Below are 21,654 nucleotides of genomic sequence, written 5' to 3'. Positions count from 1 at the left end.
TCTTACATATTGTAAATAAGTTTTCTTAAGAAAATATGATGAATTATTCATTTTTGATAAACTAAACTTAATCAGTCCTTTTGAATTAACCAAGAAAAACATATGGCTCGTGATTCTACATTATATAATTTAATTGAAACAACCCATTATCAGTGGCATGAAATCATTGAAGAAGGCTTGTCTGCTATGGACCCGGCCTACCTCAGGCAGTTGGAGCTAACTGACGATTGGCTTCCGGGAAAAGAGGCCTTATTCTCTGCTTTTAGCCTGCCGCTTGACGCCACGAATTATATTTTATTGGGTGAATCTCCTTACCCTCGAATACAATCAGCCAATGGCTATGCATTTTGGGATGCTGCGGTAAGTGATATATGGAGCCAAAGCGGTTTAAGTAAAGAAGTGAATCGTGCAACCTCGCTCCGTAATTTCATAAAAATGTTACTCCTGGTTAAAGGAGATCTGAGTGAGGATTTTTCGCAGCAGGCTATTCAAAAAGTTGATAAAACAAATTATGTGCAAACAGCGAATGAGTTCTTTACTGGTTTAATTAATAGAGGATTTCTCTTGCTGAATGCCTCCCTGGTTTACAGTGAGGGGCAAGTAAAATATCATGCCAGAGAGTGGCGGCCTTTTATGAGTTCTCTTTTTAAGCGTCTCGCGGAAGTTAAGCCGTCATTGCAATTGATTTTACTGGGCAATATTGCCAAACAGCTTGAAGAGACAAAACCCTTTTCCGGTCTGGTGGCTGAGCACCCTTATAATCTGAGCTTTATAACGAATAAGAATGTTCAGAATTTTTTTAAACATTTGGATTTGCTAAGTGTAAATGACTAAATCAACAATCGATGTGCGTGAAGTTTCAAAATTTAATGCCCTTTCCAGGCATTGGTGGGATAAGAACGGCCCGCTTAAGACCTTGCATGATATTAATCCTGCGCGGTTGCAATTTATCCAAAAACATGCGCTTTTGAGCCAAGCCAGGGTTCTTGATGTGGGCTGCGGCGGGGGTATTCTGGCTGAAGCAATAGCCGGGCAGGGGGGAGTTGTTACGGGGATTGATGCCGATAATGATGCTATTGTCACCGCAAATACCCATGCACTTGCTCAAAATCTCTCCATTAATTACCATGTCACCCCTATAGAGGATTTTGAGGAGCCAGCATTTGATGTGGTTACCTGCATGGAAATGCTGGAACATGTCAGCAATCCTGAGCTGGTAATACAGCATTGCTTTCGTTTGTTAAAGCCAGGAGGCAAGCTGTTTCTTTCTACAATTAATCGAACTTTGAAGGCTTATGGAGCCGCTATTATTGCTGCGGAATATATTTTGGGATTATTACCCCGGCAAACTCATGATTATGAAAAGTTCATCAAACCAGGAGAGCTGGCAGATATTCTGAGGAGCACGGGATTGCAGCTCATTGCACTGGAAGGAATCAATTATAATCCTTTTAGCCGTCAGGCAGAGCTTGCCAAATCAGTGGATATTAACTATTTAATGTGTGCAGAGAAGCCAGGCTGAGTCTTGCTGGCATTCATGTTAAACGCTATTGTTTATTACACTGTCATCCTCGGGCAGCCTTGTTTGCATAAATAAAGATAGGTCCACTAAATCGTCTTTGCGAGCGTCAGCGAAGCAATCCAGTTCATATTTTGTTCGAGCAACTATCTGGATTGCTTCACTTTGTTCGCAAAGACGACAAGTATATACATTCAGTGCAGGCTCAGGGTTTCCGAGTCGATCGCAGCGCTGCATCCTCGCTTTAAAATTACTCGGCTTTTTCAGAATCAACACTCGATTTGTCAGATTTGGTGTAGCGAGTCTGAAAACGCTGGTGAGCGTATTTGGCTTGTTCTTCTGTCACCACATCTACTTCATTGCCATAGAGATCAACTCGAGCTGTATTCACTTTCTGACAGCTAAGGTAGGCTGGCGATGAGCTATAGTAGTTCAAGGCTTCCCGCAATGATTTTTTACTAAAAGGAGGTGACTCCAGTCGATCGTAAAATTCAATAATATCGTCGAATATTCCTATCTGCAGGGGTTTCACCTGTACGGGTTTTTTAAAAAAAGCATTTGGAAAATGTTCTATCAGCCAATCAATAATTAGTAATCTATCTTTTTTGACCAGGTTATTTTGCTTCATAGTTCTTACTCTGTTTACTGACTTATAAGCAGAGTTCAATAAATATCTATAACTTTCTTCATCTTTGTCTGCCACTCATCTTTCAATTTTGCTCAATCCGAAAAATGCTTACGTAGAATAGCTACGCGCACATTTTTCTTCAATCACAAAATTGAAATCTGAACGCCATACAAGCGAATAAAGTGATAGATATTTATTGAACTCCGCTTAGTCAAATTGCCTCAAGTCGATTAGTGCATGCTATTCTAAACTAGAAAACTGTAATTTTCTATCGTACTTAACTTGTTCATCCTGTTTACTTGACATCCGCTTTTGCTCAAGACACCCCAAGATATTTCTCAATTCCTTTGAAGAAAAGGTAGCTTTTAGTGTTCAAGTGTCTCTTGACTTCACATTAACTAATTGAAATATATGATGTTTATTTTACTGTGTATAATTGTCTGTAGCGTCCTTTGATGAGAAGCAGGCTTGCATAGACTAAACATCACTGCTAAATTTTATACATGACTTCAACGGAAATGAGGTCTTTAAAAGGACTTTCGTCATATGGAAATGAAATAATCAGGGAAGATTTCGGGACAGGATGTCCTGATTGGATGACTGCGAAAAAGCCAGGGTACGATACCCTGGCTTAATTTTTTATGCCATTGCATAACCAGTATGCGATAAATAAAACTTGTCGGGATAGTAAGCAAACACTACAGATCCTCCCTTAATCGTGTTAATTACCGGCTTGGCCAGAGTTTGAGCGATAGAAGGGCATCCCCAGCTTCGTCCTGCACGGCCAGTTTTTTTGATAAAATCAGGCTCTACATACCATGCGCCGTGAATCACTACTCTGCGATTGTAAGCATTGTCATTAATTCCTCTTTCAAGCCCCTGAAGATTTAATGACAGGCCTTTTGACCCATAATAAGTATCGCGCGTTACATACGTTCCCAGACTGCTTTCTTTGCTGGATACTTTGTTCGAAAAATGTTTTGGCACGTCCATTCCGGAGTTTTTCCCGTGCGCTACGTAAGTATTATATAAAAGTCTTTCTTTATTAAGATCAAAAATCCACATTCTCTGCTTGTTAGAAGGTAATGAATAATCAATGACTGTCAGCAAAGGCTTTTTGACAGCGCCTTTTGCAGATGCTTTTTGATAGGCCGCCAGCGCCAGCTTCAATACTTTTTTATTTAACTGAGGGGCTTTCTTGCTAAGATGCTGAACTTGAACGCTCAGATTACTTGCCGGTTTGGCTGCTGCAGCAACCTGTGTTGAAATAGGGTGAGTCGGCGCTGAATGCGATGAAAAAAACAGTGCCGATAGAAGGCTAATTACTGTACTCATGATACTCCTTTTTTCTTGTGAAACATTGATTACAATGCAATCAAAAGCTGATGATTATATTTACAAGTGAGGCAAAAGTAAAATAATAAGAAAAATCATTGCTCATGAGGAAAAAAAATATATCAATTCAGAATCTTAGCTAATTTTTCCAATCTAATGCATGGTTTGTATATGTTCTATATGTTCAATAAGTGCTCTAAAAACGGTTGGGTTTTGCGAATTAACGGTATAAAAATAAATCAATAAGGTTTAAATTAGATCTAAAAATGATGGGTTGTGCTTTTCCTGGAAATCGCTTTTCGGCGTAAATTTTCATGAAATTAAGTCTGGGTGGATTTCATTTGAGTGCATTCTGAATTATCATTGATTGTTAAATTTTATACCAAATTTTGTGGTGGAGACAGCAATGCTAGTTAAGCGTCATTTGCAAGGTCCGGAAGGATTGCGCGCTCAAATCAATCAAGCCTATAGAATCGACGAATTATCAATAATAAGTCAACTCATTGATGAGGCAACACTCTCCGATCCGCAATTGCATGGCGCAAGAGGTCTTGCAACCGATTTAGTCAAACAAGTTCGTTTTGAGCGGACAAAGAGTACCGGAATTGATTCTTTCTTAACAGAATATTCCTTATCCAGCGAGGAGGGGATTGCGCTGATGTGCCTGGCGGAGGCCCTGTTACGAGTTCCTGATAATCCAACTATCAGCAGCCTTATCAAAGACAAATTGACCGCTGCCGACTGGAAATCACATCGGGGGCAAAGTCAGTCGTTTTTTGTTAATGCAACCACCTGGGCGCTTATGCTTACGGGGAAAGTACTGACGCCAGAAAAAGCGGAGTCGGTCTTAAGCAAGGCTGTTTTCACTGTTCTTAATCGCAGCGGCGAAGGGGTTGTGCGTAAAGCGGTGGATAAGGCAATGCGTATCATGAGCAAGCAATTCGTCATGGGGCGCAACATTTCGGAAGCCTTAACCCGGGCGAAGAAAAAAGAAGCAATTGGCTATCGTTATTCTTATGACATGCTGGGCGAAGCAGCGCTGACGCAGATCGATGCGGATCGTTATTTCCAGGCGTATAAAGATGCGATTAAGGCGATTGGGGAAAAGGCGGATCGGCAAGCGACAATCTATCAGCGACCAGGGATTTCCATTAAACTATCGGCTTTGCATCCAAGATATCAGGAAGCACAAAAAGAACGGGTGATGCGGGAATTACCTCCTCGACTCCTTGAGCTATCCCAAATTGCCAAACATTATGATATTGGCATGACCATTGATGCCGAAGAATCAGAACGCCTTGATATCTCATTGGATATTATTGAAGCTGTTTTCAATGATGATAGTCTGAATGGCTGGAAAGGCTTCGGTCTCGCTGTTCAGTCTTACCAGAAAAGAGCATCATTTGTTTTGGACTGGCTTGCTGATTTGGCACGTAAAAAAGGCCGCCGGATCATGGTTCGACTGATTAAAGGTGCTTACTGGGATAGTGAAATCAAAAAAACACAAATGCAGGGACTGGAAGAATATCCTGTATTCACGCGTAAAGTATTCACTGATGTCTCTTTTCAGGCCTGTGCAAAAAAACTGCTTACGATGACGGATGTTATTTATCCTCAGTTTGCTACCCATAATGCCTATTCTGTCGCAATGGTCTTGCAAATAGTAGGTGATTACCGGGATTTTGAATTTCAGTGCCTTCATGGGATGGGTAAAGAGCTCTACGAGCAGATTGTTCCTGCGTCTAAACTGGGGATCCCTTGCCGTATCTATGCGCCAGTCGGCAGCCATGAAGATTTATTACCCTATCTCGTTCGCAGGCTTCTTGAAAATGGAGCAAACTCTTCTTTTGTGAACAGGATAGTGGATGAAAAAGCACCGATCGAATCTTTGGTAGAAGATCCAGTCGCTAAGGCACGTGGGTTTTTATCCAAAATTAATCATAATATTCCATTACCCTCTGCCATATTTTTACCTGAGCGTCAGAACTCATCCGGATTCGATTTCACCAATAGACAGGAATTGAATCAATTACGCGCTTATTATGATACCCAGGATTTGACGCACTGGCAGGCCAAACCTTTATTAAATGGTCGTGAAGCAGGACAAGTGCATCGGAGTGTCACATCACCGCAACGCACTGATAAGCCGATTGGTCAGGTCAGCGATACTGCAATTGAAGATATCGACTGGGCTTTAAAACAGGCGGAGAAGGCCTTTTCGCACTGGAATACTCGTCCTGTGAAGGAAAGAGCCGCTCTTATTGAACGCTATGCCGATCTGCTTGAAGAAAATCAGGCCAGACTAATGGCTTTGCTTTGCCTTGAAGCCGGAAAAACCTGGAGCGACAGTATTGCTGAAGTCAGGGAAGCGGTTGATTTTTGCCGTTATTATGCGACTCATGCTGTAAAACTGATGGGCTCACCACAGTCATTACATGGCTATACAGGCGAGGTTAATGAGTTATCGCTTCATGGAAGAGGAACAGTGCTCTGCATTAGTCCCTGGAATTTCCCGCTGGCTATTTTTACAGGTCAGGTGGTTGCCGCATTGGTGACGGGAAATTGTGTTATTGCCAAACCGGCGGAACAGACGCCTTTAATTGCTTGCATGGCAGTTAATCTTCTGCATGAAGCAGGGATTCCTGCAGGGGTTATTCAACTCCTGCCTGGCCCTGGTGAAACCATTGGAGCGGCACTGGTGGCTGACTTGCGTGTGAAAGCAGTTGTATTCACTGGTTCAACGCAAACCGCTAATCTGATTAATAAGACACTGGCAACACGGGGTGGAGAAATTATCCCCCTGATTGCTGAAACAGGCGGTCAGAATGCTATGATCGTTGACTCTTCCGCATTGCTTGAGCAGGTTATTGTGGATGTGATTACTTCCTCATTTGGAAGTGCGGGCCAGCGCTGTTCAGCCCTGCGTGTCATCTATATCCAGGAAGAGGTTTATCCTCGCTTCATTGAGCTCTTAAAAGGAGCTATGGAAGAATTAACGATTGGGGATCCTCAATGGCTGAGCACGGATATTGGGCCTGTTATTGACAGTGAAGCTCTGGAAGTGCTTAAAACCCATGTGGAGCAAATGAGAAAAAGCCATGAGATCATTTACCAATGCCGCTTAAGTGAAGACTGCCGAAACGGATATTTCATGCCGCCCACAGCAATAGCACTCGACTCCATCAACTCGCTCAAGAAAGAAGTGTTTGGGCCGGTTCTCCATGTGATTCGCTATCCACGAAAAGGGCTGGATAAAGTCATTAGCGAAATTAATGGAACGGGTTATGGCTTGACTCTGGGAATTCACAGCCGGATAAATCATACTGTTGATTATATTCGTCAGCGGGTACATGCCGGTAACTGCTATGTTAACCGTAATATGATTGGTGCGGTGGTAGGACTCCAGCCTTTCGGCGGAGAAGGATTATCCGGTACAGGACCCAAGGCCGGCGGCCCATACTATTTGCTGCGTTTATGTCATGAGCGAACCTATACAGTGGATACGACAGCAGCAGGAGGCAATGCGAGTCTTATGTCTATTCCTGAGGGAATTTAATCCTGAATCGTCTCAACGTCATCCTGGACAGGATGACGTACCTGGGGAGTTACATTCAGTGTTTATCTTTGTTCTTTTTCTTACCCAGCAACCAATCCACACTGACCTCAAGTTCACTGGCAATGGTTTGCATCGTGCCTGAGTCAACCATCATTCCATTCAGAACCGCTTCGGCCTTAAATTTTGGCAATTTTAGCATCTTCGCAAAGGCTTGAACCCTTTCGGTCATTAAATCGGGAACTCCTATCGCATCCAGTTCGTTATTCAAACGTTCAGACAATTCTCTGTTAGACATGACAGTCTCCTCTTTCATTTTGTTTTAGTGTAAAACAGTAATGCTTAAGGCTTGATTAACAGAATAATTTTTAAAATAAAAATAGGGCGTGGTTACAATTCATACCCAACGTCTACGTACCGCGGCTTGTCCGCGGTATCCAGGAGATGGTCAAGTTAAGACAGAGGCAATTTACTTGCTCGTTCAATTGATAAATAAGAGCAAACTCGTACTATCACGATTCTAACGTCAAATATAAAACGAGTTTGCAATGGCTAGAGTGATGCTCAGTGACGAGCATCTATGCTTGTGATGGCATGCTCATATATTTGGCTCCCCATGTAGCGAGCAAAATTTAAGTGATATCATCACGTTGAGTCCAATGTTCTAGAGGAAGAAAGATGAAATCATTTTATGCTTATATCATGGCAAGTGGCCGTAATGGCACTCTGTATGTTGGTTCAACGTCCGATTTAATTAAACGAACCTGGGAACACAAAAATAACGTGATTCGAGGATTTACGGCCAAGTACAATGTACATCTATTGGTCTACTATGAAATCCATGTAACATACATCGAAGCAGCTCGACGTGAAAAACGATTCAAAAATTGGTGCCGCCAATGGAAATTAAATTTAATTGAGACCCTAAACCCAGATTGGCGTGATCTGTACGAAGATATTTGTTGTTGACTTAGATCCTCTGGATACCGCGGACAAGCCGCGGTACGTAGACGTTGAGGATGAATTGTAAACACGCCCTAATTAGGAGCTCAGGGAAGGCGGTTAAAATCAACCCTCACCCTAGCCCTCTACTTGGGAGAGGGGTTCTTCTTTTTTAAATTGATGCCTACTTCCTTAAATTCTCTCTCCCCTTGTGAGAGAGTTAGAGAGAGGGGGATTTCTTTGTATCCTCAAAATACTTTAACCAACAAATAATTTCTGGCCAGGTTTCAGGAGATTCATATTGATATTTGGGTTTAGCTTTGCCAGATTGGCAACACTGGTATTATTGCGTTTGGCAATTGCGCTTAAACTATCGCCGTTTTTAACGGTATAGATACCCGGATTCACTTTGTTCCTCCAGATGACTAACTGTTGTCCCTTTGATAGTGCTTTTTTCGGATTCAGTTTGTTCCATTGTCGTATATCGGCGGCTGCAACCTGATATTTGGCTTCAATGCTGCGGATATCCTCTCCATTTTGCACAATATGAATTACTTTATAAATTTGTGTCGAAGCAGGCTTATCCACTATCGGTTTGGGCCGATTGCTGGCTATCGCTCGCGGCGCGTTCTTAGTGCTGGGAATTAAAATAAACTGACCATTTTTGAGTCGGTCGTTAGGGAGCTGGTTGACTTCACGCAATAATTTTGCAGTTGTAAAATAGCGCTGTGCAATAGAGTTCAGATTGTCTCCTTTTCGCACCTGATGCCGGGTCCAGCTGACGCGTTGCTCACGTGGAACATGAGCCAGGTTGCGATTAAAAGCGGCTACTTTGGCTGCAGGAATTAATAGCTTGAACGGCTTATAGGGTGCTGTGGCCCAGCGATTGTAGCCAGGATTCAATTTTATTAAATCTGTGTAGGAAATGCCTGCCAATTTAGCGGCATGGTTTAAGTCAATCTGGCTGCCAATATTAACTTCCTCAAAATAGGGAACATGCGGTATTTCAGGAAGGCTTACTCGGTAACGCTGCGGGTATTTAATAATTTCGGCAAGCGCCAGTAATCGGGGTACATAAAAGCGCGTTTCATTCGGAACCGGTAATACCCAGAAATTAACTGCTCGTCCTGTCTGACCGCTGTTTTTAATGGCTCTTGAAATCGTTCCTTCGCCGGAATCATAGGCTGCAATAGCGAGAACCCAGTTTCCATTAAAATATCGGCCAAGGTAATTCAGATAATTAAGTGCTGCATCGGTAGAAGGAGTAATACTTCGCCTTGCGTCAAACCACCAGTCCTGTTTTAAACCAAGATTAGTCCCTGTTCCGGGCATCAGCTGCCATAAACCGGCAGCGCCGGCTCCTGAATAAGCAAAAGGATCGTAGGCACTTTCCAGCATAGGTATAAGGGCAAGTTCTCCTGGCAGATTCCGTTTTTTAACTTCAGTGACAATGTGATACATATAGGGTTCGGCTCGTGCCAGTTTTTGCAGATAGCCTGGATGATTGATGAGCCATTGCAGTTGGGTTTGAACTTCAGGCTGTGTGACTTCATGATTCATTTTAAGCTGGCTTCTCAATACCTCCCATACCGTGGGAACAGAATGACCAAAACCCCAGCCAAAACAAAGATTCATTGATAAATAAAGAAATATTCCACAAATATAATTGAATTTAAACTTCAATGTGCGAACCTATTTCTGATAAGGGGAAGTCAGTTTACTAAAGATCAAATTCGGGATAAACCCTTTAATGCCTCATTTACTGTTTCTGTCGATTTATTAATCAACCTTCAAGAGAAATTATTTTTATCTTCCCGAAGTTGTCTGAATACCCTTAATGGCTCAACTAAAGAACATCCTCTATTGACTGCATACTGTATAACTGAGGGTTCTGTAGTCCGCAGAAAGGGATTGATACGCTTCTCTTTTTCAATGGTCGAAGGCAGAGAGCAGTGATAATCTGGCTGGTTAAACTTGCTCATTTCCAATTGAATATCTGTATTTTGAGGTTCAACCTGATTAGCAAAGCGAAGATTTTGTAAGGTATATTCATGGCCGCAGTAAACCTTTGTGCTTCCCGGCAAATGACCAAGGCGGGTCAGTGACGCAAACAGCGCCTCCAGACTGCCGTCAAATACTCGGCCGCAACCTGCTGAAAAAAGTGTGTCGCCACAAAATAAGGCTTCATATTGGGGCTCAAAATAGCAGATATGGCTGCTGGTGTGGCCTGGAATCTCGAGCACCTTGAAATGACAACCCAGCCATTCAATTGAATCAGATTCGGTGATCGAATGAAAGGGCTGTGGTATCCGCTGATCTTTCGGACCATAAACCCAGGCAAGAGGAAAATGATTAAGCAATTCAGGTACACCGCCTATATGATCAGCGTGATGGTGAGTGAGTAAAATGCCATCCAGGCGAAGCTTGTGTGTTTTGAAATAGCTTAAAACCGGTTGGGCCTGCCCCGGATCAACACAAATGGCTGTCTGCTGCTCTTCATTAACTAGTGTCCAGATATAGTTATCCGAGAATGCCGGTACAGGAATAATGTTCATTGCGCTTCCTATCTTGAATTAAGACCCCGTCTTTTCAATACGATAAAATGATTTTTTGGGGTTAATTATAGAACATAAATAATCAAGTCCGCTTTTTGCCTGCTCCTCGAGCAGGTAGGGCGGGTTTATTATCCATAAGCCGCAGCTATTCATTCCATCGCCTGGAACGCCTGAATGAAACTCAATGTTTAGTGTTTGTTTCGCTGGGATAGCACTTAAATGCCGAAGAAGTTTTTCATGTAAACGATTATCAATAATTGGATACCAGAGGCAGAACACGCCGGTTTCAAATTTTTTATAAGCCAGGCCCATTTTCTCAGGGATCTGTTTGTACTCTGTTTTTATCTCAAAGGATGGATCAATAAAAATCAAACCACGGCGTTCGGGCGGAGGAAGCAAGGCTGTGAGATTATGCATCCCGTCACTATGAGTAAAATGGACGCGCTTGCCCTGGTGAGACAAGGAGTCGAGATGGTCAAATTCTCGTGGGTGCAGCTCGCATGCTGTTAATCTGTCCTGAGAACGCAGATTATCAATAATTAATGAGGGTGAACCCGGGTAATATCTGAGCTCCTCATTATTTAATTTCTGGATGCTTTTTAAGTACGATTCAAAAGCCGTCGGCGCTTTTTTCTTAAATTTCCATACCTCTGCGATTCCCGCCAGATATTCTCCTGTTTTATTCGACTGCCGATCGCGAAGATCATAAAGCCCTCGTCCGGCATGGGTCTCCAGAATAAACAGGGGCTTTTCTTTTTGTTGCAGACTGGAAAGCAGGTTGGTCAGAACGAAATGTTTAACGATATCCGCAAAATTGCCGGCATGATAACCGTGTTGATAACTGAGCATAAAGACTTTTAAAAAATAAGATTAAAGCAATTATACGTTTTAAACCCGTTCCAGCATACACCTGGGCAGCTCTTTTATTTTTTGCACTATACTCAAATTAAGATCAGTCTGCACTGATTTGGGCTGATAAAAAACTAAAGTTGCGTTTAGGAGGCGGGTATGGGTTTGCGAAATGAACATGATGACAGTTACTCGTTTTCTGATTATGAGTATACTCATGAAGACGAAGAACAACTCTCTCACAAAAAACGCGTTCGAAAAATGCTGGAGGAGCGGCTCGAAAAAAAACGGCTGCGTGAAGAAATAGATGAGCTGGATGGTGATTTTGACTGGGATGAACTTGATAGATGATTGACCGGTCACAAACCAGTCAGGTGTTTTGAAGCAATCAATGTATTCTGTAGCAGCATTGCGATAGTCATTGGACCAACTCCGCCTGGAACCGGTGTAATCCAGGCGACTTTTTCCACCGCCTCTTTATAATCCACATCTCCGCAAAGACTGCCATCTTGCAGTCGGTGTATTCCCACATCAACTATTATCTGATTCTCTGACAGCCAGCTTGTATCCAGCACATTTGTCTTGCCCGTGGCGACTACAATGATTTCTGCATTACGAACATGTTTTTCAAGATTGTTACTGAAACGATGGGTGATGGTCACTGTAGACGCTGCCAGCAAAAACTCGAGCATCATTGGTCTGCCTACAATATTGGAGGCGCCTATCACTAACGCGTCAGTGCCCCGAAGAGGGATGTCATAACTTCTCAGAAGCTCAATAATTCCAGCGGGAGTACAGGGCCTTAGCAGGGGGGAGCGCTGAGCGAGCCGGCCTATATTATAGGGATGAAAGCCGTCGACGTCTTTTAAAGGCGAAAGAGCCTCGATAATGGTTGCTTCGTTGATATGCTGAGGCAGTGGCAGTTGAACCAGAATACCATGTGTGTTTTCATCCTGATTGAGCTGCTCAATCAATTGCAGCAAAGTCTTTTCATCGGTATCAACTGGTAAATCATAGGCATAGGAATTTATTCCGATTTCAGCACAGGCTTTGCGCTTGTTAGCGACATAGACTTCTGATGCGCTGTCATTCCCAACCAGGATAACCGCAAGACCAGGAGTTACTTCACCAGAGGATTTTCTTTGATTAATTTCTTCTTTAAGAGATAATTTAAGCTGGGAGGCGACAGTTTTCCCATCCAGTATTTGAGCAGTCATTGATTACCTCCTTCAATTTCACATTACCCCGAATGATTATGCCTCTATCAATAGCTTAGCTGCAGAACAGGGATTTTGATGGCCGGCATTATGAAATAGAGCAAATTGATATGCAAATGTTAAATCGTTAAAGAGTATAACTTCGCTTGAATCCATTGAATGAAGATGATAATTTTGTTCTTTTATCTTAGGTTCCGTGAACATATTTTAATTATCCGCATTTTCGCTCACAATAAAATTTGTTCACAGAACCTGGTATTGAGAGTTTTTCCTACAGGGAGTGTTGTGAAACTAAATCGTCTGCAGGCTGCAATATTAACGATTACTATGCCATTTGCCGTTTACTCCCTGGGCATGGGCGAACTCACTGTAAGCTCCTGTCTTAACCAGCCCTTTCAGGGTGAAATTCCCTTAATTGATATTGATGGTATTCCACTTAACGGGATTAAAGCCAGTCTGGCTTCGGTCGAAGATTTTGAACGGATTGGTCTGGAGAGAAAAGAAATTCTCTCGTTCATCCAGTTTGACGTCCGATTAAATAAAAAAGGCAAACCCGTTATTGCATTAACATCACAGGAGCGAATTACAGAGCCTTTTTTGCAATTGGTTGTGGATTTGGCATGGGCAGAAGGACAGTTGTACCGATCCTATACTATTTTACTTGACCCTCCCGGCTATAAACTGGTTACTGTCGTCCATAGTGATAAAGTAATCAGAAGCAAGACGATTAAAGGTCCCGGCATTGTAGACAAGCCAGTGTTTACGCATATTGTTGAATTACCGGATGCTGCTCATCAAGTTCGGAAAGAGGCGAGTTATGGCCCAACCCTGGTTAATGAAAATATCTGGCAAATTGCGCAGCGTTATGTGACAACTGACTCCAGCTTACAGCAAGTAATCCTTGCCATAGTGGGCACCAACTCTCAGGCATTCACACAGGGCAATCTGAATGGTCTCAAAATCGGAGAACGGCTTAGAATTCCATCGAATGAGGAAGTATTAAAAATACCTGCTGACCTGGCAAAAAAAGAGGTAGAGGCACACGATACCGCCTGGAAGTCAGGTAGTGAAATAAAGCATGTCCTGTTACCCCCATATATAGACGCAGTGGCTGGCAGTTCACAGTTTGACCAAAAAACCAGGCAACAGCCAGGCGTTTCAACAGTATTGCCTGTTCCTGCATTTGAGCAGGACAAGTCCACCCAACCAGTTTTATTTACATCATTATTACCCAAGCCGGATACTGTGGCGCAAGCAGGGGCCAAACAGACTGATCTCAGCATGAAAGCTGAGATGGACGTAAATTCAGCAGCAATTGATGCGGTTCGTTCTGAAAACATGCAATTAAAAGCACAACTTTCTGCTCTCCAGGGCAACAATAAGCAATTGTTGCAAAAGATGGAGCAGCAAAATCAGGAATTCTCCGAACTCAAGACGCAGATTAGTCAATTTATTAAAGAAAGAAAAGGTTTGAAAGCTCAGGTTAATGAGCTAAATGATGACAGCAATGTCCTGCCCTGGTGGGTGTATCTGTTGCTGCTAACAGGTGGTATCAGTTTAGGTATCATGTCAGGCATGTTAATTAGCAGACGGCGCACGGAAAAGCCCCAGTGTGCGCCGGTTGCTGCAAGTTTGCCAGCAAAACCGTGGTCAAATAATTTGCAGGAACTAAAGCCTCAGCTCGAACCGGTTGTGCCGGAAGTAAAGGAAGATTTAAGCCAACAGGTTCCTGAAAGACCGGCTTTTGTTCCTGGCACCACAGAGCAGGCCAAAGAAAGAGAATCGGAGATTCAGGATGATAAGGCGCGCGATGATATTTTACAGGCAGAACTCAGCGCACAGCGACTGGATATGCCAAAGGATATTTCTGCTGAGAGTCCTCAGGAGTCGATAGACAGCCAATCCGAGCGAGAAGATGAACCTTCTGCTGATGAAGTCATTGATGATGAGGAAAAATTGTCCGAGGCGGACTATACCCTGGAATTTGAACCCGGTCTGCATAAAAAGTTAACTCAGGAAAACCAGCCTGAGACTTCATCGTCGTCTGAATCAGATGATCGCAGTCTTGACTTTGTCCTCGATAAAAGCGACTTGCCTCCACTGCAGGAGACTGCTGCAAGTGAAGAGAAAAAGGCAGACGAGCCAGAAGCAGCAATAGAATTATCCAGCGACGAAAAGGATTTTTTTGCATCAATGAATCTGGACGAAGAGAAAACAACCACTAGCCAGCCATCGATTGCGCCTGCTGCTCCGAAAACTGCCAATAATGCGCCTGCGGAGCCCGAAGAAAAGGTTTCAGAGCTGGTAACAAGTAAATCCGCATTAGACACCTTGCTGGCTCTGGCCAAAACATATATCAGCATGGATGACCTTCAGGCCGCCAGACAATCTTTGCAGGAAGTGATGGAGCATGGGAGTGAAGAACAAAGGGAGCAAGCGAAAAAGCTTCTCGCTGAGATCAGAGATTAATTTCTGACGTTCTCAATGCCATCATATGGGTTCTTAATAAACTTCTATAGACAAAATAATAACGGTGTATTACATTGGGCCTTTTGAGCAGGAAATGCCATGCGTATTGCCTTAGGGGTTGAATACGACGGAAGCCAGTATCATGGCTGGCAGGCGCAAACAGGCCTGCATACGATTCAACAAGTTTTGGAAAATGCCTTATCCCGTGTTGCGGATATGGACATTTCAGTAGTATGCGCCGGACGAACTGACACTGGGGTTCATGCCACCAATCAGGTAATCCATTTTGATTGTGAAAAGCAAAGAACGATTCGTGCCTGGATTCATGGAGTCAATTCATTTCTTCCCAAAGATGTCTGTATCAAATGGGGAAAGGAAATGCCGGAGGAATTTCATGCGCGCTATTCAGCGCTTTCACGAAGATATCGATATATCATCTATAATTCGTCTATAAGGCCAGCCTTATTAAGAGGCAATGTGACCTGGCAGTATCGGCAGCTTGAGCATCACTCCATGCAGGAGGCTGCTCGTTTTCTGCTTGGAGAAAACGATTATACGTCCTTTCGCTCGGTAGAATGTCAGTCCAACACGCCCATGCGTAATATCCACACTCTGGAAGTGACACGTAATGGGGATTTGGTCATGATAGATATTACAGCCAATGCATTTTTGCATCATATGGTGCGCAACATTGCGGGTGTCCTGATTGCGGTCGGTACTGGAAAAAAACCGGTGGAATGGGTTGGGGAAGTGCTGCAGGCAAAGGATCGTCGCCTGGGTGCAGAAACTGCTCCACCTTATGGGCTATATTTGGTCAATGTAAGTTATCCAAAAGATTATGGCGTTATTCAGGGCCCGCTTGGCCCCTTATTTCTCTGGAACAAATAATGAATAAACGCGTCCGGATCAAGATGTGCGGGATGACCCGCCGGGAAGATATAATGGCGGCTGCTCATTTGGGCGTTGATGCCGTTGGTTTAATTTTTCACCCGGCCAGCCCCCGTCATGTTTCTCTGGAGCAAGCCAGGGAGTTGGTTCGTGACTGGCCTGTTTTTGTTGATCTGGTGGCCGTGCTGGTCAATCCTGCTGTACAGGTCGTGCAGAAGATTTTAGATGAACTGCCAGTTAGCTGCCTGCAGTTTCATGGGGATGAGCCGCCGGAGTTTTGCAGGCAGTTTAATCGTCCTTTTATCAAGGCCGTTCCAGTAATGTCTTCTGCTAGTGTTAATGACGCAATAGCAAAGTATGAGACTGCTTCTGCTCTGCTGCTGGAAACTCCTTCAATTGGTGTGAGAGGAGGCAGCGGGCAAGTATTTGACTGGAATCTAATCCCTTTACAGAGAAGACTTCCGCTCATCCTGGCGGGGGGATTGAACACTGCAAACATCGTACAGGCGCTTGAGACCTGTCATCCCGATGCGGTGGATGTCTGCAGTGGAGTGGAGAGTTCTCCAGGTATTAAAGATCATGACAAAATGATTCGTTTTGTCGAATTGGCAGGAGGAATACATGAGCATTAATGAGCTGCCGGACCAATTAGGTCATTTTGGCCCCTACGGTGGGATGTTCGTTGCAGATACGCTGATGTTTGCGCTTGAAAACCTTAAGAAAGCTTATGAGTTTTATAAAAATGATCCCGAGTTTCTTGCCGAACTGGATTCTGAATTAAAAGATTATGTAGGCAGGCCTAGCCCCTTGTACTATGCCGAGCGCCTGAGCAGGCAATTGGGTGGAGCCAGAATTTACCTGAAAAGGGAAGATCTGAACCACACCGGCGCACATAAAGTAAATAATACCATTGGTCAGGGATTATTGGCCAAGCGGATGGGTAAAGCCCGTATTATTGCTGAAACCGGCGCAGGCCAGCATGGAGTTGCCTCAGCAACTGTTGCTGCCAAACTGGGAATGGAATGCGTTGTCTATATGGGCTCTGAAGATATTAAGCGCCAATCGAGTAATGTGTATCGTATGAAGCTATTGGGTGCGACAGTTGTTCCAGTAACTTCAGGCTCGAGAACACTAAAGGACGCGCTCAATGAAGCAATGCGTGACTGGGTTAGTAATGTAGATAATACGTTTTATATCATTGGCACAGTAGCAGGACCTCATCCTTATCCGCAGATGGTCAGAGATTTTCAGGCTGTCATTGGAAGAGAGTCGCGTCAGCAAATGCTCGATAAGACTGGTCGCCTGCCCGATGCGGTTGTGGCTTGTGTGGGAGGCGGCTCGAATGCAATTGGCCTGTTTTATCCCTTTCTGAACGATCCCGCAGTGAAGATATTCGGTGTGGAAGCTGCTGGCAAGGGCATCGAAACTGGAGAACACGCGGCTTCCCTGATTGCTGGAAAACCAGGTGTGCTGCATGGCAATCGAACCTACCTGCTCTGTGATGAAGATGGTCAGATAAAGGATACTCATTCCATTTCTGCGGGTCTTGATTATCCCGGTGTAGGACCGGAGCATGCCTGGCTTCGAGACAGCGGTCGTGCTGAATACGTAGGTATTACAGACGACGAAGCGCTGAACGCCTTTCGCAGTTTAACCCGGGTTGAAGGAATCATTCCGGCCCTTGAGTCAAGCCATGCAGTTGCCTATGCGATGAAACTGGCGCCAGAGATGAAAAATTCCCAGCAAATTATTGTTAACCTGTCAGGCCGCGGCGATAAAGACATGCATACCGTGGCGGAAATTGACGGGATGACGATTTAACCAAGCAAGTAAGAGTGACTGAATGAATCGAATTGATAAAACGCTCTCGGCATTAAAAGCGGCTAATAAGAAAATGCTTAGCCCCTATATAACGGCAGGTGATCCGGGACCTGAGCATACTGTGGAGTTAATGCATGCTCTGGTTGAAGGAGGCGCGGATGTGCTTGAATTGGGGATCCCTTTCTCGGATCCTATGGCTGAGGGGCCGGTGATTCAGGCGGCTATGGAGCGCGCTTTGAGCCATCAGGTGAATTGCGATCAGGTCCTGGAGATGGTCAGGCAATTCCGACAGAAGGATAGCAATACGCCTGTTGTGATAATGGGCTATGTCAATCCCATTGAAATTTATGGCTATGAGCGTTTCGCAAAAAAAGCCAGAGAGGTCGGTGTTGATGGAACGATTTTAGTGGATTTACCTCCCGAAGAAAGCAAACTGGTGAATGAAATTTGGCGCTCGCAGGGTTTGTACAGCATTTATTTATGTTCCCCCACGACTTCAGATGAGCGAATGAAATTAATTAATGAATATGGCCAGGGCTATCTGTATTACGTATCCTTAAAGGGCGTTACCGGCTCAGACGCCCTGGATATGCAGGCTGTCAGGGAAAATTATCAGTATCGAAAAACGCAGACAAGCATCCCTTTAATGGTAGGCTTTGGAATTAAAACTCCGCAAATGGCTGCGGATGTCGCTGAATTTGCTGATGGCGTCATTGTGGGCGCTGCGCTAATTAACGCGATGATTGATGCGTTTAACCAGAAAAAGAATATTAAACAGGCTGTGAATACTTTAATTAATTCGATCCGAAATGCGATAGATGGATAATACGATGACAGAAATTAACGAAAAAAGAGCTCATTTTATCAGACAGTTAATCACTGATGATCTGGAGACTGGAAAGCATAAAGAAATTATTACCCGATTCCCTCCGGAGCCTAATGGCTATTTACATGTAGGTCATGCCAAGTCAATTTGTCTGAACTTTGGTCTGGCAGAAGAGTTTTCCGGAAAATGCTACTTCCGTTTTGATGACACCAATCCAATCAAAGAGGAAGAAGAATATGTTCATGCAATGATCGAAGATGTCAAATGGCTGGGATTTCAATGGCACGACATGACTCATTCTTCTGATTATTATCAGCAATTGTATGATTATGCGGTGTTGCTGATTAAAGAAGGCAAGGCCTATGTTGACAGCTTAAGCATGGAAGAAATCAGAGCCTATCGTGGAACTTTGCAGGAACCAGGTAGAGAAAGTCCCTATCGCGCGCGAAGCATAGAGGAGAATCTGGATTTATTTGAGCGAATGAAAGCAGGGGAGTTTCCTGACGGAACTCATGTGCTGAGAGCCAAAATTGATATGCAATCCGGCAATATTAATATGAGAGATCCGGTACTATACCGCATTCGACATGCCAGTCACCAACGCACAGGTGATCAATGGTGTATCTATCCGATGTATGATTATGCGCATCCCATTTCGGATGCACTCGAAAAGATAACTCACTCGCTATGTACGCTTGAATTTCAGGATCATCGTCCCTTATATGATTGGTTTATCGATAACCTGCCTGTACCGGCTAAACCCATTCAAACCGAGTTTGCACGCCTGAATCTGTCACACACAGTCACCAGTAAACGCAAGCTGAGACAGTTGGTTGAGCAAAATGTTGTAAACGGTTGGGATGATCCCCGTCTTCCTACCATTCGCGGCATGCGTAAAAGAGGTTATCCGCCAGCGGCTCTCCGTGAATTTTGCGAGCAAATTGGTATTTCCCGCAGTGATTCCGTCATTGACATGTCTGTTCTGGAAGCCTGTGTCCGCGATGAGCTTAACCGCCATGCTAAACGGGCTTTGTGTGTTCTTGAGCCAATTAAACTGGTCATTGAAAATTATCCTGAGGATAAGGTGGAAGAGCTTATCGCCTCCTATCACCCTCAGGATCCGGATGCTGGTAATCGAGTCCTTCCTTTTGCTCGTGAGATATATATCGAGCGAAGTGATTTTATGGAAAACCCTCCGAAAGATTATTTTAGATTGACAGTCGGTGCCGAAGTGCGTTTAAGACACGCCTATGTGATTCGCTGCAATGAGGTGTTGCGCAATGAACAAGGTGAGGTTGTAGAGTTGCGCTGTACTTATGATCCCGAAACACTTGGAAAAAACCCGGTCGGCAGAAAGGTAAAAGGGGTTATCCACTGGGTCTCCGCACATCACGCTTATCCGGTGACTATTTATCAGTACGATCGTTTATTCAACGATGCGAATCCAGGGCGTGAAGACGATTTCATGCAGTTTTTGAATCATGATTCATTACTGGTACAGCAGGCTTATTGTGAACCATCACTGGCCAAGTCGAAAGAAAGTGAAGTCTATCAATTCGAGCGCCTGGGATATTATTGCGTCAATGAAACCGAAGCGGGGCAGGTTAAAGCGTTTCACCGTGTGGTTGGACTAAGAGACACTTGGACAAAAATTAGTTAAGAGAGCAGGCATGTTAAGTTTATATAATTCGCTGACAAGAAAAAAGGAAGCATTTAAAGCACTAACCCCGGGTAAAATCGGCCTGTATGCCTGCGGTATCACCGTATATGATCGTTGTCATCTAGGTCATGCACGTTCTATGGTTTGCTTTGACGCGATGGTACGCTTTCTGCGCAGCCAAAATTATGAAGTGACCTATGTGCGCAATATTACTGATATTGACGATAAAATTATCGTGCGGGCGCAGGAGCGTGGCATTTCTATTAATGAGCTGACCAGTCATTTTATTGATGCAATGCACAATGATGAGCGTTCATTAAATATCTTGCCTCCAGATGTTGAGCCGCGTGCCACAGCTCACATCCATTCAATCATTCAGTTAATTGAAAAATTACTGGAGCGCAAAAACGCTTATATCAGTGATAATGGCGATGTATGCTTTGAGGTGAGCAGCTTCAAAGAGTATGGCAAATTATCTCACAAAGATTTGGAAGGGCTGGTAGCAGGTGCCAGAATCGAAGTCGTCAGAGAGAAGCGTTCTCCTCTTGATTTTGTATTATGGAAATCAGCGAAACCCGGCGAACCCAGTTGGCCTTCTCCCTGGGGGGACGGACGGCCAGGCTGGCATATTGAATGCTCAGCAATGGCGATGCATGAGTTAGGTCAGCAATTTGATATTCATGGTGGAGGCCTGGATTTACAGTTCCCTCATCATGAGAATGAAATTGCACAGAGTGAAGCGGCAACCGGAAAACCCTTTGCCAATTATTGGATCCATGTGGGAATGCTGCAGGTTAACAATGAGAAAATGGCGAAATCTTTGGGTAACTTTTACACTATTGAAGACGTGCTCAAGAACCATCATCCCGAAGTGATCCGTTATTTTCTGTTAAGCAGCCATTACCGCAGCCCGCTGAATTATTCGGATGAAAATTTAAGCAACTCGGCCAAAGCGCTGACCCGGTTATACCAGTCACTGAAGGATATTGAATTCTCGGGCAATGAAGAGATGGATACTGACTGGTCGAATCAGTTTAATGAGGCGATGAATGATGATTTTAATACTCCCATCGCTCTTTCAGTGTTATTTCAACTGAGCCATGAGCTAAATAAAACCCGTGATCCACGCCAGGCTGCAACCTTAAAGAAACTGGCTGAAGTTCTAGGCTTGCTGCAAATAGAACCTGAGCAGTTTTTACAAGCTGAGCCCACAGGCATTGATAAGGCGACTATTGAGCAGCTTATTGCTGAGCGTACACAAGCCAAGGCCGAAAAAAACTGGAAGCGTGCTGATGAAATCAGAGATCAGCTTGCCGAAAGTGGTGTGGAGTTGGCGGATAGCGCCTCAGGAACCAGCTGGCGACGAAAAAACTGAGCTTAAGTTTCAATACA

The 21,654-nt window shown here is 44.0% G+C and carries 19 protein-coding genes; 12 read left to right on the top strand and 7 right to left on the bottom strand.

From position 1 onward, the window contains the following. Positions 1-102: 102 nt before the first annotated feature. Together B1207_RS03570 and ubiG are read left to right on the top strand one after the other, a co-directional pair. Positions 103-834 (top strand): uracil-DNA glycosylase, encoded by a 732-nt coding sequence (locus tag B1207_RS03570; protein WP_112218626.1) that lies wholly within the window; start codon positions 103-105, stop codon positions 832-834. Next, positions 827-1,522, top strand: a complete 696-nt coding sequence (gene ubiG, locus B1207_RS03565; protein WP_112218625.1) for a bifunctional 2-polyprenyl-6-hydroxyphenol methylase/3-demethylubiquinol 3-O-methyltransferase UbiG — start codon at positions 827-829, stop codon at positions 1,520-1,522. The genes B1207_RS03570 and ubiG overlap by 8 nt, the downstream gene beginning before the upstream one ends. Positions 1,523-1,769: 247 nt before the next feature. Here the strand turns inward: ubiG and B1207_RS03560 are convergent, their stop codons facing one another. Beyond that, positions 1,770-2,147 carry a ProQ/FINO family protein gene (locus tag B1207_RS03560; protein ID WP_112218669.1) on the bottom strand — a complete coding sequence of 126 codons (378 nt, stop codon included), beginning with the start codon at positions 2,145-2,147 and terminating at the stop codon, positions 1,770-1,772. A gap of 639 nt (positions 2,148-2,786) precedes the next feature. Further along, positions 2,787-3,482: a murein L,D-transpeptidase catalytic domain family protein gene (locus tag B1207_RS03555; RefSeq protein ID WP_112218624.1), complete on the bottom strand. Its 696-nt coding sequence runs from the start codon at positions 3,480-3,482 to the stop codon at positions 2,787-2,789. A gap of 406 nt (positions 3,483-3,888) precedes the next feature. Here B1207_RS03555 and putA point away from each other — a divergent pair, with 406 nt between their 5' ends. After that, a complete protein-coding gene (gene putA, locus B1207_RS03550; RefSeq protein ID WP_172458100.1) occupies positions 3,889-7,038 on the top strand; it encodes a bifunctional proline dehydrogenase/L-glutamate gamma-semialdehyde dehydrogenase PutA in 3,150 nt (1,049 codons plus the stop codon). Positions 7,039-7,093: 55 nt separating this feature from the next. Here the strand turns inward: putA and B1207_RS03545 are convergent, their stop codons facing one another. Continuing rightward, positions 7,094-7,333: a hypothetical protein gene (locus B1207_RS03545; RefSeq protein WP_112218623.1), complete on the bottom strand. Its 240-nt coding sequence runs from the start codon at positions 7,331-7,333 to the stop codon at positions 7,094-7,096. A 380-nt stretch (positions 7,334-7,713) separates the two neighbouring features. Here B1207_RS03545 and B1207_RS03540 point away from each other — a divergent pair, with 380 nt between their 5' ends. After that, positions 7,714-8,004 carry a GIY-YIG nuclease family protein gene (locus B1207_RS03540; protein ID WP_112218622.1) on the top strand — a complete coding sequence of 97 codons (291 nt, stop codon included), beginning with the start codon at positions 7,714-7,716 and terminating at the stop codon, positions 8,002-8,004. Positions 8,005-8,235: 231 nt separating this feature from the next. Here B1207_RS03540 and B1207_RS03535 read toward each other — a convergent pair whose 3' ends face one another. The 3 genes from B1207_RS03535 to B1207_RS03525 form a co-directional block, all read right to left on the bottom strand. After that, positions 8,236-9,612: a LysM peptidoglycan-binding domain-containing protein gene (locus tag B1207_RS03535; protein WP_112218621.1), complete on the bottom strand. Its 1,377-nt coding sequence runs from the start codon at positions 9,610-9,612 to the stop codon at positions 8,236-8,238. 155 nt (positions 9,613-9,767) lie between these two features. Then, complete coding sequence (gloB, locus tag B1207_RS03530) at positions 9,768-10,532, bottom strand: hydroxyacylglutathione hydrolase (RefSeq protein ID WP_112218620.1); 765 nt, start codon at positions 10,530-10,532, stop codon at positions 9,768-9,770. Between the two features lie 18 nt (positions 10,533-10,550). After that, positions 10,551-11,381: a 23S rRNA (adenine(2030)-N(6))-methyltransferase RlmJ gene (locus B1207_RS03525; protein WP_112218619.1), complete on the bottom strand. Its 831-nt coding sequence runs from the start codon at positions 11,379-11,381 to the stop codon at positions 10,551-10,553. Positions 11,382-11,540: 159 nt separating this feature from the next. On the opposite strand from B1207_RS03525, the gene B1207_RS03520 reads away from it, so the two are divergent. Next, complete coding sequence (locus tag B1207_RS03520; RefSeq protein WP_058508126.1) at positions 11,541-11,732, top strand: PA3496 family putative envelope integrity protein; 192 nt, start codon at positions 11,541-11,543, stop codon at positions 11,730-11,732. A gap of 8 nt (positions 11,733-11,740) precedes the next feature. On the opposite strand, the gene folD is transcribed toward B1207_RS03520, so the two are convergent. Further along, complete coding sequence (gene folD, locus B1207_RS03515) at positions 11,741-12,598, bottom strand: bifunctional methylenetetrahydrofolate dehydrogenase/methenyltetrahydrofolate cyclohydrolase FolD (protein ID WP_112218618.1); 858 nt, start codon at positions 12,596-12,598, stop codon at positions 11,741-11,743. A gap of 285 nt (positions 12,599-12,883) precedes the next feature. Between folD and B1207_RS03510 the strand changes: the two genes are divergently transcribed. The 7 genes from B1207_RS03510 (at position 12,884) to cysS (ending at position 21,637) form a co-directional block, all read left to right on the top strand. After that, positions 12,884-15,067 carry a FimV/HubP family polar landmark protein gene (locus tag B1207_RS03510; RefSeq protein WP_172458097.1) on the top strand — a complete coding sequence of 728 codons (2,184 nt, stop codon included), beginning with the start codon at positions 12,884-12,886 and terminating at the stop codon, positions 15,065-15,067. Positions 15,068-15,166: 99 nt separating this feature from the next. Continuing rightward, entirely contained in the window at positions 15,167-15,955 is a 789-nt protein-coding gene (gene truA / locus B1207_RS03505; protein WP_112218616.1) for a tRNA pseudouridine(38-40) synthase TruA, read from the top strand. Continuing rightward, the gene (locus B1207_RS03500; protein ID WP_112218615.1) at positions 15,955-16,587 is read left to right on the top strand and encodes a phosphoribosylanthranilate isomerase; all 633 of its coding nucleotides are present in this window, start codon (positions 15,955-15,957) and stop codon (positions 16,585-16,587) included. Before truA ends, B1207_RS03500 begins: the two co-directional genes overlap by 1 nt. Then, positions 16,577-17,776, top strand: coding sequence for a tryptophan synthase subunit beta (gene trpB / locus B1207_RS03495; RefSeq protein WP_112218614.1), 1,200 nt, complete (start codon positions 16,577-16,579; stop codon positions 17,774-17,776). Before B1207_RS03500 ends, trpB begins: the two co-directional genes overlap by 11 nt. A 22-nt stretch (positions 17,777-17,798) precedes the next feature. Then, positions 17,799-18,602, top strand: a complete 804-nt coding sequence (gene trpA / locus B1207_RS03490; RefSeq protein WP_112218613.1) for a tryptophan synthase subunit alpha — start codon at positions 17,799-17,801, stop codon at positions 18,600-18,602. Between the two features lie 4 nt (positions 18,603-18,606). Further along, positions 18,607-20,262: a glutamine--tRNA ligase/YqeY domain fusion protein gene (locus tag B1207_RS03485; protein WP_112218612.1), complete on the top strand. Its 1,656-nt coding sequence runs from the start codon at positions 18,607-18,609 to the stop codon at positions 20,260-20,262. A 10-nt stretch (positions 20,263-20,272) separates the two neighbouring features. Continuing rightward, positions 20,273-21,637 carry a cysteine--tRNA ligase gene (cysS, locus tag B1207_RS03480; RefSeq protein ID WP_112218611.1) on the top strand — a complete coding sequence of 455 codons (1,365 nt, stop codon included), beginning with the start codon at positions 20,273-20,275 and terminating at the stop codon, positions 21,635-21,637. Positions 21,638-21,654: the final 17 nt, after the last annotated feature.

The organism is Legionella quinlivanii (assembly GCF_003265995.1).
In the GTDB taxonomy this organism is placed as follows: Bacteria; Pseudomonadota; Gammaproteobacteria; order Legionellales; family Legionellaceae; genus Legionella_C; species Legionella_C quinlivanii_A.
Note: the sequence above shows the minus strand (reverse complement) of the source record. Positions and strands in the feature narration are given on the sequence as shown.